This is a genomic window from Pseudomonas sp. 13B_3.2_Bac1 (assembly GCF_025466205.1).
Classification (GTDB): Bacteria; Pseudomonadota; Gammaproteobacteria; order Pseudomonadales; family Pseudomonadaceae; genus Aquipseudomonas; species Aquipseudomonas fluorescens_H.
Map to the genome: position 1 here is coordinate 87,377 of NZ_JANLOG010000052.1, position 14,117 is coordinate 101,493.

Genomic DNA, 14,117 nt, shown 5'->3' on the forward strand with positions numbered 1-14,117 from the left:
CATTCGGGGCAAGGGTTGAAGCGTGGTGTGGTGGTTCATGAAGTGTGATGTGTGTCGGCAGTGCCGGCCCCTTCGCGGGCAAGCCCGCTCCCACAGTGTTTTTCTGTGTGACACCCATTGTATAAACACCAGAGATCCCTGTGGGAGCGGGCTTGCCCGCGAAGAGGCCAGCCCGGCCCCTGAAAATCTCAACCCTGACTGAACATCTCCATCGCCCGCTGCTTGATCTGCTCCTCGGTCAGATCCTCCTTGCGCGTGGCGAGAAACCACACGTGTCCATAGGGATCCTTCAGCGTCCCGCTGCGATCACCATAAAACTGATCCTTGACCTCGGACACCGCACTCGCCCCGGCATCCAGCGCTCGCTGAAAGGACTTGTCGACATCGGTGACATACAGATGCAGACCGACCGACACCGCGTTGTCCGGGCCGCTCAACGGTCCTTGATCGCACGGTGTACCAAGCATGATCGCGCTATCGCCAATGCGTAGTTCGGCGTGGCCGATGCGCCCGTCGGGCATGTCCAGGCGCATGACTTGGGTCGCGCCAAAGGCTTTCTTGTAGAACTCGATGGCCTCGGCGGCCTTGAGGATGCCGAGATACGGGGTAATGCTGTGATACCCCTCGGGAATGGGTTTGACGCTCATGACGTTCTCCCTGTTCTTTGTTTTCGGGGTGGAACTCCACCGGATTTGTGGAGGATTCACTATAGAACTGTCTGCGCGGCCAGCATTTTTCCCCGACGAGCCGTCAGTCCGGAAAATGCGCCCCCGGCCCCTGCTCTCCGAGCACATCGCCCTGGTTGCGCAACGGGCAGGCCTCCATCGACAGGCAACCGCAACCGATGCAACCGGTCAGCCGGTCGCGCAACAACGTCAGTTGATTGATCCGCTCATCCAGTTCGCGGCGCCATTGTTCGGACAGGACTTTCCAGTCCGCCGCGGTCGGCGCACGGTCGTCCGGGAGGATTTTCAGCGCCTCGCCGATTTCCGCCAGCGGAATGCCCAGGCGCTGCGCGACCTTGATCAACGCCACTCGACGCAAGACTTCCCGTGGATAGCGCCGCTGATTGCCGGCATTGCGCTGGCTCTTGATCAGGCCTTTCGATTCATAAAAGTGCAGGGCAGTCACCGCGACACCGCTGCGCGCTGCGACTTCGCCCACGGTGAGTTGCTTGTGCAGGTTTTCCTTGGTGATCATTTTGCAAAATGACTCTTGACCTTGACTTAACTAGAGGTTTTACCCTGCAGGCCTTCGAGTCGCAAGACTCGTCTTACGATGAGTGGGGACTTCTCATGCAAACTTCAGCGAAAAATCGCAGTTTCACCCAATTGATCGAATTCGAGATCGAGCCGCGCCAGCAACCGGCATTGGTCTCGGCGCTGTCGCAGCAGAGCGAACATCTGGCGCAGCGCTACGCAGGCTTCGTCAGCGCCAGCGTCCAGGTCAGCGACGACGGTCGGCGGGTGCTGAGCTTGCTGCAATGGCAGAGCCGTGAGGCAGGAGAGGCGGCGTTCTGTCGCTATGAAAGCGGCGAGCAGGATTTCTGGCAGCTGATCCGCGCCCATCAGGCGAAAACCGTGACCTTCAATTCATTCCAGGTGTTGAGCAGCATCGCCCGCAGTCATGACGATGCGCTGCACTGCAATCTGGTGGGCTAGATCGACAACTGAATCAGGCGTTCACCGTGCAGGTTCTCCGTGAGTCGCCGCTTGTTCACCGCCAGTTCGCCGATCTTGATCAATCGCGTGCGGGTGACGTTGCGGCTCAGACCGAGCAGCGCGGCGGTATGTACCTGGTTGTAATGGCAGAAGCGATAGGCGGCGCGCAGCAGGGCGTCTTCGACTTTTTCGTGGAGGGCGCCGGCCTGTTGTTCGAAGAGTTTTTGAAAGGCCCGCTCCAGCAACGCTTCCGGTGAATCGTCGGCGTTCGACTGCTGATCGTCCGGGCGCTCGATGCGCAGGTTCGACAGGCGCAAATCGTCGCGTTCGATCACGCCGTTGCGGCAGATCAACAGGGTGTGATGGATGACGTTTTCCAGTTCGCGAATATTGCCCGGCCAACTGTAGCTGCGCAGTTTCTGTTCGGCGCCGGGGCTGATGCTGACCCGTCCGTAACCCAGGCGCTGGCTGTAGGCCTCGATGAAATGCCGGGTCAGCGGCAGGATGTCACCGGGCCGCTCGCGCAACGGACTGAGTTCCAGATTGACCACGTTCAATCGGTAGAACAGGTCTTCGCGGAAGTTGCCGGCATTGATCGCTTTCTCCAGTTGCACGTTGGTCGCCGCCAGCACGCGCACATCGATCGGAATGCTTTTGCGCGAACCGAGGCGCACCACTTCGCGCTCCTGCAACACCCGCAGCAACTTGACCTGAATCGCCATCGGCAAATCACCGATTTCGTCGAGGAACAAGGTGCCGCCATCCGCCTCTTCGAACCACCCGGCTTTGGCGCTGAGGGCGCCAGTGAAGGCGCCTTTTTCATGGCCGAACAGCTCGGCTTCCACCAGCGATTCGGAGAACGCACCGCAGTTGACCGCGACAAACGGCCGATGCCGGCGGTGGCTCAGATTGTGGATATGCCGCGCCACCAGCTCCTTGCCGGTGCCGGTCTCGCCAATGATCAGCACGCTGGCTTCGCTCGGCGCGACCTGTTGCAGATGCGCGAGCAGGGCCTGGGACTTGGGGTCTTCGAAGACCTGCGCGGTGGCGCGGATCGACGTCGCCAGAGCGGGTGAGGGCGGAAGGGTCAACAGTTGCATGGGACTCGCTCCATTAATGGCAAGATCAGGAATAGAACGTCGGCACCGGGAGCGCCTGATTCAGCGCCCAGTCGCCCAACTCATGAAGTTTGTAATCGAGCGGGTCGTGCAGGGTCTGCGTGCGCAGGTTGCGCCAGTGCCGGTCGAGGCGCAGCGAGGCGTGGGTCGAACGCGCGCCAGTGACTTCGAACAAGCGGCTGCAAATCTCCAGCCCCTGACGACTGGCGGCGACCTTGGCGGTGGCAATCGCCGTGGCCAGATGTCCACGTTCCTCTGCGGTCAGGTTCGGGCCTTTGGCCCAGGCCTCGTCGAGCAGCGCGGCGGCCCGTTCGACCAGCAAGCGAATGCCTTCCAGCGCGACCCAGAACTCGCCGTAATGCGCGAGCACGTACGGGTCTTCACGCACGTTGCGGGCTACGGATTTGTGCCAGAGACGGGTTTCGCTCAGGGTGTATAGCCGGGCTTCTTCAAAAGCGCCTTCGGCGATCCCGAGAAACATATGGGTGAAGGTCAATTGCGCAATCAGCGGACGCAGGCAGGCGAACGGTGTGCTCAACGGGCCGGGATCAAGCAGCAGCTCGGACTCTTCGACCCGCACCCGTTCGAACGTGGCGCTGCCGCTGTCAGTCTGGCGCTGGCCGATGTTGTTCCAGTCGTCGTGCAGGGTGATGCCGCTGCGACCGCTGGGGATCGCCGCGATCAGCAATTTGCCGCCGGCACTTTCGTCGACGGCCGAGGCGATCAGCATTTGTGAATCGCTGGCGCCGGAACAGAAGCTTTTCTTCCCGGAAAACTCGCGCCAACCGCCGAAATCCTTGACCACGGTGCGGGTGTCGAGCGGGTTGAGGGCGTTGCCCCAGAACCAGTTCTGTCGCGCGGTCTGTTCGAACCACGGCTGCCATTGTTCCGGCCGCGAGAACAGACGCACGGTGGCGAGCATCAGGTGATGAAAGCCGAAGACGTGGGCGATGGAACTGTCGACCTTGGCGAACTCGCGCACGATCTGCAGGGTTTCGCTCCATGTCGCGCCGAGCCCGCCGTAGCGGGTGGGAATGCTCAGGGCCAGCAGGCCGCTGTCGCGCAGGGCATCGCGTTCGGCCTTCGGCGTGCCGCCGCGCTCGTCACGCTCGACGGCGGTGAGGGCGAATTCGGCAGCCAGTTGGCGGGCAGTCTGCAGCGGGGAGAGCAGGGTGCTTTGTGGTTTGGCGGTCACACGGTGTTCCTCAAAATCGATGCAATCCCCCCTGTAGGAGCGGCGGTGCGACGGTTCGACTTGCTCGCGAAGGCGTCAGTTCAGTCAATATTCTGGTGCCTGACACTCCGCCTTCGCGAGCAAGCCCGCTCCCACAGGGGATTTTGGTCAGGCCTTGGCTTGGCCGGGCAACACATCGTTGGCAATCATTTCGCCAAACGGCCCGGTGAGGTTGGTCACGCCGCGTCCGGCCAGACTTGCGTACGGCTCGGGCAACAGCGGGAACACCAGTTCGGCAAAGCGGTACGCCTCTTCCAGATGCGGATAGCCGGAGAAGATAAAACTCTCGATACCGAGGTCGGCGTACTCCTTGATCCGCGCGGCCACTTGCTGCGGATTGCCCACCAGCGCCGTACCGGCACCGCCGCGTACCAGACCAACGCCGGCCCACAGATTGGGGGCGATTTCCAGGTTGTCGCGACGACCATCGTGCAACGCCGCCATGCGCCGCTGACCTTCGGAATCGAAGCGCGAGAAGGACTTTTGCGCCGCCTCGATGGTCTCGTCGCTGATGTGTTCGATTAATTTGTCCGCAGCCTTCCACGCCTCTTCGGCGGTCTCGCGAACGATCACGTGCAGGCGAATACCGAACTTCACCTTGCGTCCATGCCGAGCGGCGCGCTCACGCACATCGGCGAGTTTTTCGGCGACGGCGGCGGGCGGTTCGCCCCAGGTCAGGTATACGTCCACCTGCTCGGCGGCCAGGTCGTGCGCCGCGTCGGACGAGCCGCCGAAATACAGCGGCGGATAGGGTTTCTGCACTGGCGGATAGAGGGCCTTGGCGTTCTGTACTTTCAGGTGCTTGCCTTCGAAATCCACTGATTCGCCTTGCAACACCCGGCGCCAGATCTTGAGGAATTCGTCGGTGACTTCGTAGCGTTCGCTGTGGCTGAGGAAGCTGCCGTCGCCACGGTTTTCGTCAGGATCGCCGCCGGTCACCACGTTGATCAGCAGACGACCGTTGGACAGTCGATCGAGTGTCGCCGCCATACGGGCCGAAACGGTTGGCGAAATGATCCCCGGCCGGATCGCCACCAGATAACGCAGACGTTCGGTCAACGGTACCAGCGCCGAAGCGATCACCCACGAGTCTTCGCAAGAGCGCCCGGTGGGAATCAGCACGCCGTGATAGCCGAGGCTGTCGGCGGCTTGCGCCACTTGTTTCAGATAATTCAGGGTGACCGGGCGCGCGCCTTGGGTGGTGCCCAGGTAATGGCCGTCGCCGTGGGTCGGCAGGAACCAGAAAACATCCATGAGCAGCTCCTTAAGCGATTTTCAGCAACGGTTTGATTTGCGTGCCGAACAGTGGCGCGGCGCGTTCGGCAGCCAGGCGAATCCGCGCTTTCAGCGGTTCGCTGGTGATCTGGTAATCGGCGAAGTCGGCCTCGGTGGCGTACACGCCAATGGGCAGGGTCACGGCCTGGAAGAAACTGAACAGCGGACGCAACTGGTGATCGAGCACCAGTGCGTGGCGCTCGCTGCCACCGGTGGCGGCGAGCAGCACCGGGGTGTCGATCAGCGCGTTGAGGTCGATCAGATCGAACAAATGCTTGAGCAGGCCCGGATAGGAGCCGCGATACACCGGCGCGGCAACGATCAGCAGATCGGCCTGTTCAATGGCTTGCAGTTCGGCCTCGACCTCGGCGCTCAGCTCCTGACGCGACAGAGCGCTGCCCAGTGGGCGGGCGATATCGCCGAGCTCGATCAGATGACTCTCGACCGGCAAGTGCCCAGCCAACTCGGCCAACAGCGCCTGGGTCAGCACCAGAGTGCGCGATGGACGCCAGGTGCCGCCGGAGAGAGCGACGACTTTCAGGGGACGCGACATGATGAGTTCCTTTTTATCAACAGTTGCTCAGCGAGCAGTGAGTAAGTGCCAAGGCTTGAGCAAGCGCTGTACCAATTCCTGAGAGGCCCGGATTACCTGGGCTTGAGCGTTCTGGCGGGAGTCGGTTGTGCAGATATCAGGCGGGTTTGTTGATCTGCTGTTGCCTGGGCAACAGTTGCTGGAGCAACAGTTGTTCGCCGCGTGCAGGGATTTATAGCGGCTGCTGGTTATTCCGTAAAAGAACGTTAATCGATATTTATAGATCGTTAGGAGATATGAGAGCGTTAAAGCTGAAATCCTGATAGCCACTATTGAGAGCGTTGATTTTTGCCCGCACGGGCGCGGGCGTAGCCTTTGTCCATCGACTACCACCGCTCGCCAGGACGCTCCCCATGAATCGTTTACTGACTGTTTCGCTGCTGCTCGCCGTCTCCGTACTTGCCGGTTGCGCGACCCACGTTTCCCCTGAACAACGGCCGTACACCGCCGAAGAAACCCGCGAACTGGCGATGGAAGCGCTGAACCGCAGCGGCTTGTCCTTCGACGAATATCACGCGAAGAAAGCGGCACTGCTGGGCGAATCGCAATTCGACAAGAAAGCTGAAATGAGCGCCGGACGTGCGATACAGCTGCACGGTCGTCCAAGTTAATCGAAAACTGTACTGCTCGTATTTTCGCGTAACTGTCCGTGGGTTTGCGGGCTGCCGTGCGATAGGGTCAACACCTGAATGACCCCCGACGGATTGCTCCCATGACCCTCTCGCTTGATCTGCTGTTGGGCTTTGCCCTGTTTGCCCTTGTCACCTCGATTACACCGGGGCCGAACAACGCCATGTTGCTGGCATCGGGCGTGAACTTCGGCTTCAACCGCACCATTCCTCACATGCTCGGCATCACCTGCGGTTTCTTCGTATTGGTGGTCGCAGTGGGCTTTGGCCTCGGCGCGGTGTTCCAGACTTACCCGATTCTTTACACCGTGTTGCGCTATCTCGGTGCCGCGTATTTGCTGTACCTGGCGTGGAAAATCGCCCATTCGGGCCCGGTAGGCGAGGGCGTCGAAGGTGAGGCCAAGCCGATCAGCTATCTCGGTGCCGCCGCGTTTCAATGGGTCAATCCCAAGGCCTGGATCATGGCCATCGGTGCCATCAGCACGTACACGCCGATGCAGGGTTATTTCACCAACGTGGTGGTCATCGCCGCCGTGTTCGCCATCATCAACCTGCCCAGCGTCGGTGTCTGGGCGGCGTGCGGCACGCTGCTGCGCAATGTGCTGAAGGACCCGCGCTGGTTGCGCGTGTTCAACTGGGGCATGGCGGCGCTGTTGGTGATTTCGCTGTACCCGCTGCTTCTCGAAAGCTTTCACTGACGCATTGCTTCAACCGTCGGCCCGATGCCTGTTAAGCTCGACTTCAGGAGCGTTCCTACGCACTTTTAAATGAAGTTGTTCTTCTTTAACGGCATCCGATCAGGTATTGATGACGGTCTCGAACCCAGGCGCAGCTCACAAGGCTGCGCTGTGCCGTTTGCAGACACGAGCCTCCTGATCCCGGAACACGCTCTGCGAGTCTTTTATGAATAAACGTCCGTTGTATTTCGATTACGCCGCCACCACCCCGGTGGACGAGCGGGTCATTCAGGTGATGATCGACTGTCTGGGTTTTCACGGTAACTTCGGCAACCCGGCTTCCAGCTCCCACGCCTTCGGCCAGCAGGCCCGGCAAACGGTCGAGCAGGCCCGTCGGCAAGTCGCCGAACTGGTCGGTGCCGAGGCTGCGCAGATCGTCTGGACCTCCGGCGCCACCGAATCCAACAACCTCGCCCTCAAGGGTGTGGCCCAGGCGCGCGGTGTTGCCGGCGGCCACATCATTACCAGTCAGATCGAACACAAAGCCATCCTCGATACCGCCCGGCAATTGCAGGATGCCGGCGTCGCGGTGACCTATCTGGTGCCGGACGCCGAGGGTCTGATCACCCCGCAAGCGGTCAGCGAAGCAATGCGCGACGACACCTTTCTGGTGTCGTTGATGCTGGTCAACAACGAACTCGGCACGCTCAACGATATCCCGGCCATCGGTGAAGTGGTGCGCGGCCGTGGGGCGTTGTTCCATGTCGATGCCGCTCAGGGCGCCGGCAAAGTGGCGATTGATCTGCAGCAGTGGCCGGTGGACCTGATGTCGTTTTCCGCGCACAAGCTTTACGGCCCCAAAGGCATCGGCGCGTTGTATGTCGGCCCGCGCGCGCAACAGCGTTTGCAGGCGCAGATTCATGGCGGCGGCCACGAAGGCGGGCTGCGCTCCGGGACTCTGGCGACGCATCAGATCGCCGGCATGGGCGCGGCATTCGCCTTGGCGGCTGCCGAATTCGATGCCGAGAAAAAGTCCATCGTGGCGCTGCGTGAGCGGTTGCTTGAACAGTTGCTGAGCCTGCCGGGCGTGCGCCTCAACGGCAGCGCCAGCCAGCGCATCGCGCATACCTTGAGCCTGACCTTCAGCGAAGGTGAGTTCAACAGTGCAGCCTTGAGCCATTCGATCGCTTTTTCCGCAACCTCGGCCTGTAATTCGGCGAGCAACACACCCTCTCACGTGTTGCTGGCGCTGGGGCACGACGCACGGCTGGCCGGTCGCACGATTCGCCTGAGCCTTGGCCGCTTTACCACCGCCGACGATATCGATCAGGCGGCAGAACTGATCAAAAGCGCCTGCGCCAGTGCCCCGGCATTCTGGACGACAGGGCTTTAACCAGCCGTTTATACGGCTACGAACAATAACGATGAAGTGATTGGCAGGAGACATGATGAGTACCCAGACTTTGACCGAAGGAACGGTTCCCCAGCGCCTGGCGCACACCCGTGAACTGATGCGCCGCGAAGGCATTCATGCGTTGCTGGTGCCATCGGCCGACCCGCATCTGTCGGAGTACCTGCCGGGCTACTGGCAGGGGCGGCAATGGCTGTCGGGCTTCCATGGTTCGGTCGGCACTTTGATCGTGACTGCTGAATTCGCCGGGGTCTGGGCCGACAGTCGCTATTGGGAACAGGCGACCAAGGAACTCAAGGGCAGCGGCATCGAACTGGTCAAGCTGCAACCGGGGCAGCCGAGCCCGCTGGACTGGCTGGCCGAGCAGACCCCGGAAGGTGGCGTAGTCGCGGTCGACGGTGCGGTGATGGCCGTGGCTTCGGCACGAACCCTGAGCAGCAAGCTTGAGGCCCGCGGCGCGCGTCTGCGTACCGACATCGACTTGCTGAATGAAGTCTGGTCGGATCGCCCGAGCCTGCCGAACGCGCCGATCTATCAACATCTGCCACCGCAAGCGACGGTCAGCCGTGGCGAAAAACTCGCCAAACTGCGCGAGACCCTGCAGGAACGTGGCGCCGATTGGCACTTCATCGCCACCCTCGATGATATCGCCTGGCTGTTCAACCTGCGTGGCGGCGACGTGTCGTTCAACCCGGTGTTTGTTTCTTTTGCGTTGATCAATCAACAGCAAGCAACGCTGTTCGTGGCCTTGAGCAAAGTCGATGCCGAGCTGCGTGCGGTGCTGGAGCGGGACGGCGTGACCCTGCGCGATTACCGTGAAGTCGCCGACGCCTTGCGCGCTGTACCAGGCGGCGCGAGCCTGCTGGTGGATCCGGCGCGGGTGACCAGCGGATTGCTGGATAACTTGAACAGTGCGGTGAAACTGATCGAAGGCTTGAACCCGACCACCCTCGCCAAATCGCAAAAAAGCGAGGCCGATGCGCAGCACATCCGCAAGGCCATGGAGCAGGATGGCGCGGCGTTGTGTGAATTCTTCGCCTGGCTGGAATCGGCCTGGGGCCGCGAGCGCATCACCGAACTGACCATCGATGAAAAACTCACCGCTGCCCGTGAGCGCCGTCCGGATTACGTGTCGCTGAGTTTCAATACGATTGCCGCGTTCAATGCCAATGGTGCAATGCCGCACTATCACGCTACCGAAGAAGAACATGCGGTGATCGAGGGCGACGGCTTGTTGCTGATCGACTCGGGCGGCCAATACCTCGGTGGTACTACCGACATCACTCGAATGGTGCCGGTGGGTACGCCGACGGCTGAGCAGAAGCGTGACTGCACTCGCGTGCTCAAGGGCGTGATCGCCCTGTCGCGGGCGCAGTTCCCGAAAGGCATTCTGTCGCCGTTGCTCGATGCCATCGCTCGCGCGCCGATCTGGGCGGAAAGCGTGGATTACGGTCATGGCACCGGTCATGGGGTCGGCTATTTCCTCAACGTGCACGAAGGCCCGCAGGTGATCGCCTATCAGGCAGCACCGGCACCGCAAACGGCGATGCAACCGGGGATGATCACCTCGATTGAACCGGGCACCTATCGTCCGGGTCGTTGGGGCGTGCGGATCGAGAATCTGGCAATGAACCGCGGGGCGGGGAGCAGCGAGTTTGGCGAGTTCCTCAAGTTTGAAACGCTGACCCTGTGCCCGATCGACACGCGTTGCCTGGAGCCATCCTTGCTGACGCAGGAAGAGAAGCAGTGGTTCAACGCCTACCATGCCGAAGTGCGTGAGCGTCTGAGTCCATTGCTTGAGGGGGCCGCGCTGGAGTGGCTGAACACGCGCACAGCGGCGATCTGAATGGTTGAAGCTCAGGCGCTATTGCCAGCGCCTGAGTTCTGCTGCTGATTCAGGCTTGGCGCAGGGCTTCTTCGACGAAGTCGAGCCGGTCCTGTCCGAAGAACATCTGGTTGCCGATGAACATGCTCGGTGCACCAAACACGCCGCGTTTTACCGCTGTCTCCGTATTCTCCTTGAGTACAGCCTTGACCGACTCGTCGTTGGTCAGGGCCAGTACTTCATCGGGGGCGAAGCCGTGTTCGCTCAATACCGCAGCGACGGTGGCCGGCTTATCGAGAGGGCGCCCCTCCACCCACAGCGCCTTGAAAAGACAATCGATAAACGCCTGAAAGCGTTCTGGCTGGTGCAGTTGTATCCCAGTGACGGCACGCATCAATGTCAGCGTGTTGATCGGGAAGTGCGGATTGAACTTGAGCGGCACGTCATAACGTTTGGCGTAGCGATCCAGATCCTGAAACATGTAGCGGCCCTTTGCCGGAATCATTGCCGGTGAGGCGTTGCCGGTCGCCTTGAACACACCGCCCAGCAGCATCGGGATGTAGATCAGTTGGCTGCCAGTCTGGGCACAGATCTTCGGCAACTGCGTGTAGGCCAGGTAGGTGGCAGGGCTGCCGAGGTCGAAATAGAACTCCACGGTTTTCGTCATCTTCGCTGCTCTCTGATTATTGTTATGGAGGAGGGGCTTACCAGCGTTCGTTCCAGGGGCGCAGGTCCAGCTCGAATGTCCAGGCATCCCGTGGCTGACTGTGCAGGTACCAATAGTTTTCGGCGATATGTTCGGGGTTGAGAATGCCGTCCTGATCCTTGGTCGCGTACTTCTCGGGGAAACTGTTGCGGATGAAGTCGGTATCGATAGCGCCATCGACCACTACATGGGCGACATGGATATTCATCGGGCCCAACTCGCGCGCCATGCTTTGCGCCAGTGCACGGATACCGTGTTTGGCGCCGGCAAATGCGGCAAATCCGGAAGCACCACGCAGCCCGGCGGTGGCGCCGGTGAACAGAATGGTGCCGCGTTTACGGGTGACCATGCGCTTGGCCACTTCGCGGGCATTGAGAAAACCCGAGAAACAGGCCATTTCCCAGATCTTGAAATACTTGCGTGCGGTTTCTTCAAGAATGCTGCAAGGCACGTTGGCGCCGATGTTGAAGACAAACGCTTCGATCGGGCCGAGGCGGGTTTCGATGTCTTCAATCAGGGCAATGACGTCTTCTTCCTTGCGCGCATCGCAGGCAAAACCGTGTGCTTCGCCACCTTCGGCCTGAATCGCGTCGACCAGCGGCTGCAATTTGTCGGCGCTGCGGCGGGTGACGCAAGCGACAAAACCCTCTTTGGCAAAACGCTTGGCAATCGCTCCGCCCGTGGCATCACCGGCACCAACCACTAACACGACCTTCTTGTTATTCATGGGTGAATCCCTTTAGTAAACGATCGTTAAGTGAACGAACGTTATGCTAGGATCCGGATAACGTCAAGGCGGTCGATAAAGAGGGCAAGTACATGCGGTATTCCGCTGGTCACAAGCTGGAAACCCGAGAAAAACTGCTGAACAGCAGCGCGCTGTCAGCCAAGCGTTCGGGCTTTTCGACTGTCGGGGTCGATGGTTTGATGAAGGCTATCGGCCTCAGTGGCGCAGCTTTTTATAGTCACTTCTCTTCGAAAGACGCGCTGTTCACGGCCATCGTCGAGCGCGAACTGTGTCAAAGCCTGGAGCGACTCGGAGGGCAGGGAGCACAGGATCGTGAGCGGCTGGAGCGCTGTCTCAAACAATACCTGAGCATGGCCCACGTAGAGCAGCCAGAATCGGGCTGCGCCTTGCCGACGCTGGGCGCGGAAATTGCCCGTTCAGATGATCAGGTTCGTGAGCAGGCAGAGTTGTGGATTTGTCGGCTGCAAGCCAGTTGGGCACAGATTCTGGAGAGCGACAGCCTGGCATGGGCGATTCTGTCGCAATGTGTCGGGGCACTGGTGGTGGCGAGGATGCTGGTGACACCGGACATTCAACGGACGGTCTTGAAGTCCAGCCATGAGGAGATCGGGCGTCAGCTGGCTGCTCGACGAGGCGAGCAGCCAGAATGATTCATTTGCAGATGACGATCATGCTGCGGCTGGTATAGCCGGCCGGATTGAGACCGAATGGGTAGTCGCCTGGCTCTTCCACGGCGTCCCCTGATTTGGCGATGACTTTGTAGCCCTTTGGGGCGCAAGCATTGGCGGCGCTGGTGTAGCACTTGTCCCAAGAGGACGACAGCCCGGAACAGTTGATGTGTAGCCCTTTTTTACCGTGCTTCACCTGGGTCTTGGAGGTCGCTGCGCACCCCGCTACTGCCAATACAGCGATCAGTATCAAAATTCGTTTCATTACCGTCCTTATGGTAGCCGCGAGTCTGGCGCTCGGGTCTGCCTGTATTCGCCTGCGCTTTAAGCGGTTCGATATCCCTATCCGAAAAAATCCATGCCTGGCACTGAGTTAAGGGGCCTAAACATGGCCTAAATGAACGCCAATTGCCAGACCTTCGTCAAATCCTGTTTCAATCTGCCGCAATGGCGGGCTTGGCGGAACTGCCCATGGTCATGGTTGCTCCGACCGAGGCGAGAATAATGCAGAGGATCGCCATCCATTGTGACAGCGTGAGGTATTCCTGCAGAAACAACAGCCCCGACAGCGCACCAAAGGCCGGTTCAATGCTCATCAAGGTGCCGAAGGTGCGGGCTGGAATGCGGGTGAGGGCGACCATTTCCAGCGTATAGGGCAAGGCAGTTGAGAGGATGGCGACGCCGATGGCGACCGGGATCAGCGACGGGGTGAGTAGCGCTGCACCGGCATGCACGATGCCGATCGGGGCGACGAATAATGCGGCGATCATCACGCCGAGGGCCGCAGTCGTGACGCCGTTGTCGGCACCGGCCTTCTGGCCGAACAGAATGTACAGCGCCCAGCACACGCCGGCGCCCAAGGCATAACCGGCACCAACCAGATCAATTCCCGCTGATGTCGCTCCGGTCGGGATCAACAGCAGCAGGCCGACCGCTGCCAGGGCAATCCAGAGAAAGTCGATTGCGCGGCGCGAGGCATAAATGGCGACGGCCAGCGGGCCAGTGAATTCGAGTGCGACTGCGATCCCCAGTGGCACGGTGCGCAGTGACATATAGAAGAGGAAGTTCATCCCGCCCAGCGCCATTCCGTAAACGATCACCGTGCGCAAGGATTGAGCGGTCAGCCTGGCGCGCCACGGGCGCAGCAGCAACAGCATGATAACGCTGGCGAAAACCAGGCGCAGGGTGGTCGTCCCTTGGGCGCCAACCACCGGGAACATGCTCTTGGCCAGAGAGGCGCCGGACTGGATGGAAGCCATGGCGATTAATAACAGGCCAACCGGGAACAGCATTGAGGCCAGAGAGCGAGGTTGGTCAGTCATTGCGAGGCATCATCCGAAGGTGAGAGCAGGGTGTTGCTTTGGGTTTGGGCAATATACTGCTCATTCGCTGACACTGCGTCTATATATAAGCAGGCTTTTTCAGGGGCTCGACAGAAAACTGAAATTAACGGTTGACGGCAGATTCTGGAGGTCTATAATTCGCCCCACTTCCGGCGCAGTTGAAACGGAAAACTCCTTGAGATTCAATGAGTTACGAAGTTTTCGACAGTGGCTTGCTTCAGTTCATCGAA

Annotated in this window: 16 protein-coding genes; 6 read left to right on the forward strand and 10 right to left on the reverse strand. The window is 60.3% G+C overall.

Annotated features, from left to right (window positions below; genetic code table 11):
- Nucleotides 1-188 precede the first annotated feature (188 nt).
- The gene (locus NTD85_RS08610; RefSeq protein ID WP_003226653.1) at nt 189-647 is read right to left on the reverse strand and encodes a VOC family protein; all 459 of its coding nucleotides are present in this window, start codon (nt 645-647) and stop codon (nt 189-191) included.
- A 103-nt stretch (nt 648-750) separates the two neighbouring features.
- The gene (soxR, locus tag NTD85_RS08615; protein ID WP_003226652.1) at nt 751-1,200 is read right to left on the reverse strand and encodes a redox-sensitive transcriptional activator SoxR; all 450 of its coding nucleotides are present in this window, start codon (nt 1,198-1,200) and stop codon (nt 751-753) included.
- A 95-nt stretch (nt 1,201-1,295) separates the two neighbouring features.
- On the opposite strand from soxR, the gene NTD85_RS08620 reads away from it, so the two are divergent.
- Nucleotides 1,296-1,661, forward strand: a complete 366-nt coding sequence (locus tag NTD85_RS08620) for an antibiotic biosynthesis monooxygenase (protein ID WP_003226650.1) — start codon at nt 1,296-1,298, stop codon at nt 1,659-1,661.
- Here the strand turns inward: NTD85_RS08620 and NTD85_RS08625 are convergent.
- From NTD85_RS08625 to msuE, 4 genes are all read right to left on the reverse strand, one after another.
- Nucleotides 1,658-2,761 (reverse strand): sigma-54 interaction domain-containing protein, encoded by a 1,104-nt coding sequence (locus NTD85_RS08625; RefSeq protein ID WP_003226649.1) that lies wholly within the window; start codon nt 2,759-2,761, stop codon nt 1,658-1,660. The genes NTD85_RS08620 and NTD85_RS08625 overlap by 4 nt on opposite strands.
- Before the next feature lie 25 nt (nt 2,762-2,786).
- Nucleotides 2,787-3,974 carry an acyl-CoA dehydrogenase family protein gene (locus NTD85_RS08630; protein ID WP_262141962.1) on the reverse strand — a complete coding sequence of 396 codons (1,188 nt, stop codon included), beginning with the start codon at nt 3,972-3,974 and terminating at the stop codon, nt 2,787-2,789.
- Between the two features lie 147 nt (nt 3,975-4,121).
- A complete protein-coding gene (gene ssuD / locus NTD85_RS08635; protein ID WP_262141963.1) occupies nt 4,122-5,267 on the reverse strand; it encodes an FMNH2-dependent alkanesulfonate monooxygenase in 1,146 nt (381 codons plus the stop codon).
- Nucleotides 5,268-5,277: 10 nt separating this feature from the next.
- Complete coding sequence (gene msuE, locus NTD85_RS08640; RefSeq protein ID WP_201136976.1) at nt 5,278-5,841, reverse strand: FMN reductase; 564 nt, start codon at nt 5,839-5,841, stop codon at nt 5,278-5,280.
- Nucleotides 5,842-6,233: 392 nt separating this feature from the next.
- Between msuE and NTD85_RS08645 the strand changes: the two genes are divergently transcribed.
- The 4 genes from NTD85_RS08645 (at nt 6,234) to NTD85_RS08660 (ending at nt 10,443) form a co-directional block, all read left to right on the forward strand.
- Nucleotides 6,234-6,491, forward strand: a complete 258-nt coding sequence (locus tag NTD85_RS08645; protein ID WP_041069780.1) for a hypothetical protein — start codon at nt 6,234-6,236, stop codon at nt 6,489-6,491.
- 101 nt (nt 6,492-6,592) lie between these two features.
- The gene (locus NTD85_RS08650; protein ID WP_262141964.1) at nt 6,593-7,207 is read left to right on the forward strand and encodes a LysE family translocator; all 615 of its coding nucleotides are present in this window, start codon (nt 6,593-6,595) and stop codon (nt 7,205-7,207) included.
- Nucleotides 7,208-7,412: 205 nt separating this feature from the next.
- A complete protein-coding gene (locus tag NTD85_RS08655; RefSeq protein WP_262141966.1) occupies nt 7,413-8,579 on the forward strand; it encodes an aminotransferase class V-fold PLP-dependent enzyme in 1,167 nt (388 codons plus the stop codon).
- A gap of 55 nt (nt 8,580-8,634) precedes the next feature.
- A complete protein-coding gene (locus NTD85_RS08660) occupies nt 8,635-10,443 on the forward strand; it encodes an aminopeptidase P family protein (protein WP_262141967.1) in 1,809 nt (602 codons plus the stop codon).
- 49 nt (nt 10,444-10,492) lie between these two features.
- On the opposite strand, the gene NTD85_RS08665 is transcribed toward NTD85_RS08660, so the two are convergent.
- On the reverse strand, nt 10,493-11,089 hold the full coding sequence (locus NTD85_RS08665; RefSeq protein ID WP_262141968.1) for a 2-hydroxychromene-2-carboxylate isomerase: 597 nt from the start codon (nt 11,087-11,089) through the stop codon (nt 10,493-10,495).
- Nucleotides 11,090-11,126: 37 nt separating this feature from the next.
- On the reverse strand, nt 11,127-11,855 hold the full coding sequence (locus NTD85_RS08670) for an SDR family oxidoreductase (RefSeq protein WP_103486598.1): 729 nt from the start codon (nt 11,853-11,855) through the stop codon (nt 11,127-11,129).
- Between the two features lie 92 nt (nt 11,856-11,947).
- Here NTD85_RS08670 and NTD85_RS08675 point away from each other — a divergent pair, with 92 nt between their 5' ends.
- Complete coding sequence (locus NTD85_RS08675; RefSeq protein WP_103486599.1) at nt 11,948-12,526, forward strand: TetR/AcrR family transcriptional regulator; 579 nt, start codon at nt 11,948-11,950, stop codon at nt 12,524-12,526.
- Nucleotide 12,527: 1 nt separating this feature from the next.
- On the opposite strand, the gene NTD85_RS08680 is transcribed toward NTD85_RS08675, so the two are convergent.
- Nucleotides 12,528-12,809, reverse strand: a complete 282-nt coding sequence (locus NTD85_RS08680) for a hypothetical protein (RefSeq protein WP_007965435.1) — start codon at nt 12,807-12,809, stop codon at nt 12,528-12,530.
- A gap of 169 nt (nt 12,810-12,978) precedes the next feature.
- The gene (gene rhtA / locus NTD85_RS08685; RefSeq protein WP_003226634.1) at nt 12,979-13,866 is read right to left on the reverse strand and encodes a threonine/homoserine exporter RhtA; all 888 of its coding nucleotides are present in this window, start codon (nt 13,864-13,866) and stop codon (nt 12,979-12,981) included.
- Nucleotides 13,867-14,117: the final 251 nt, after the last annotated feature.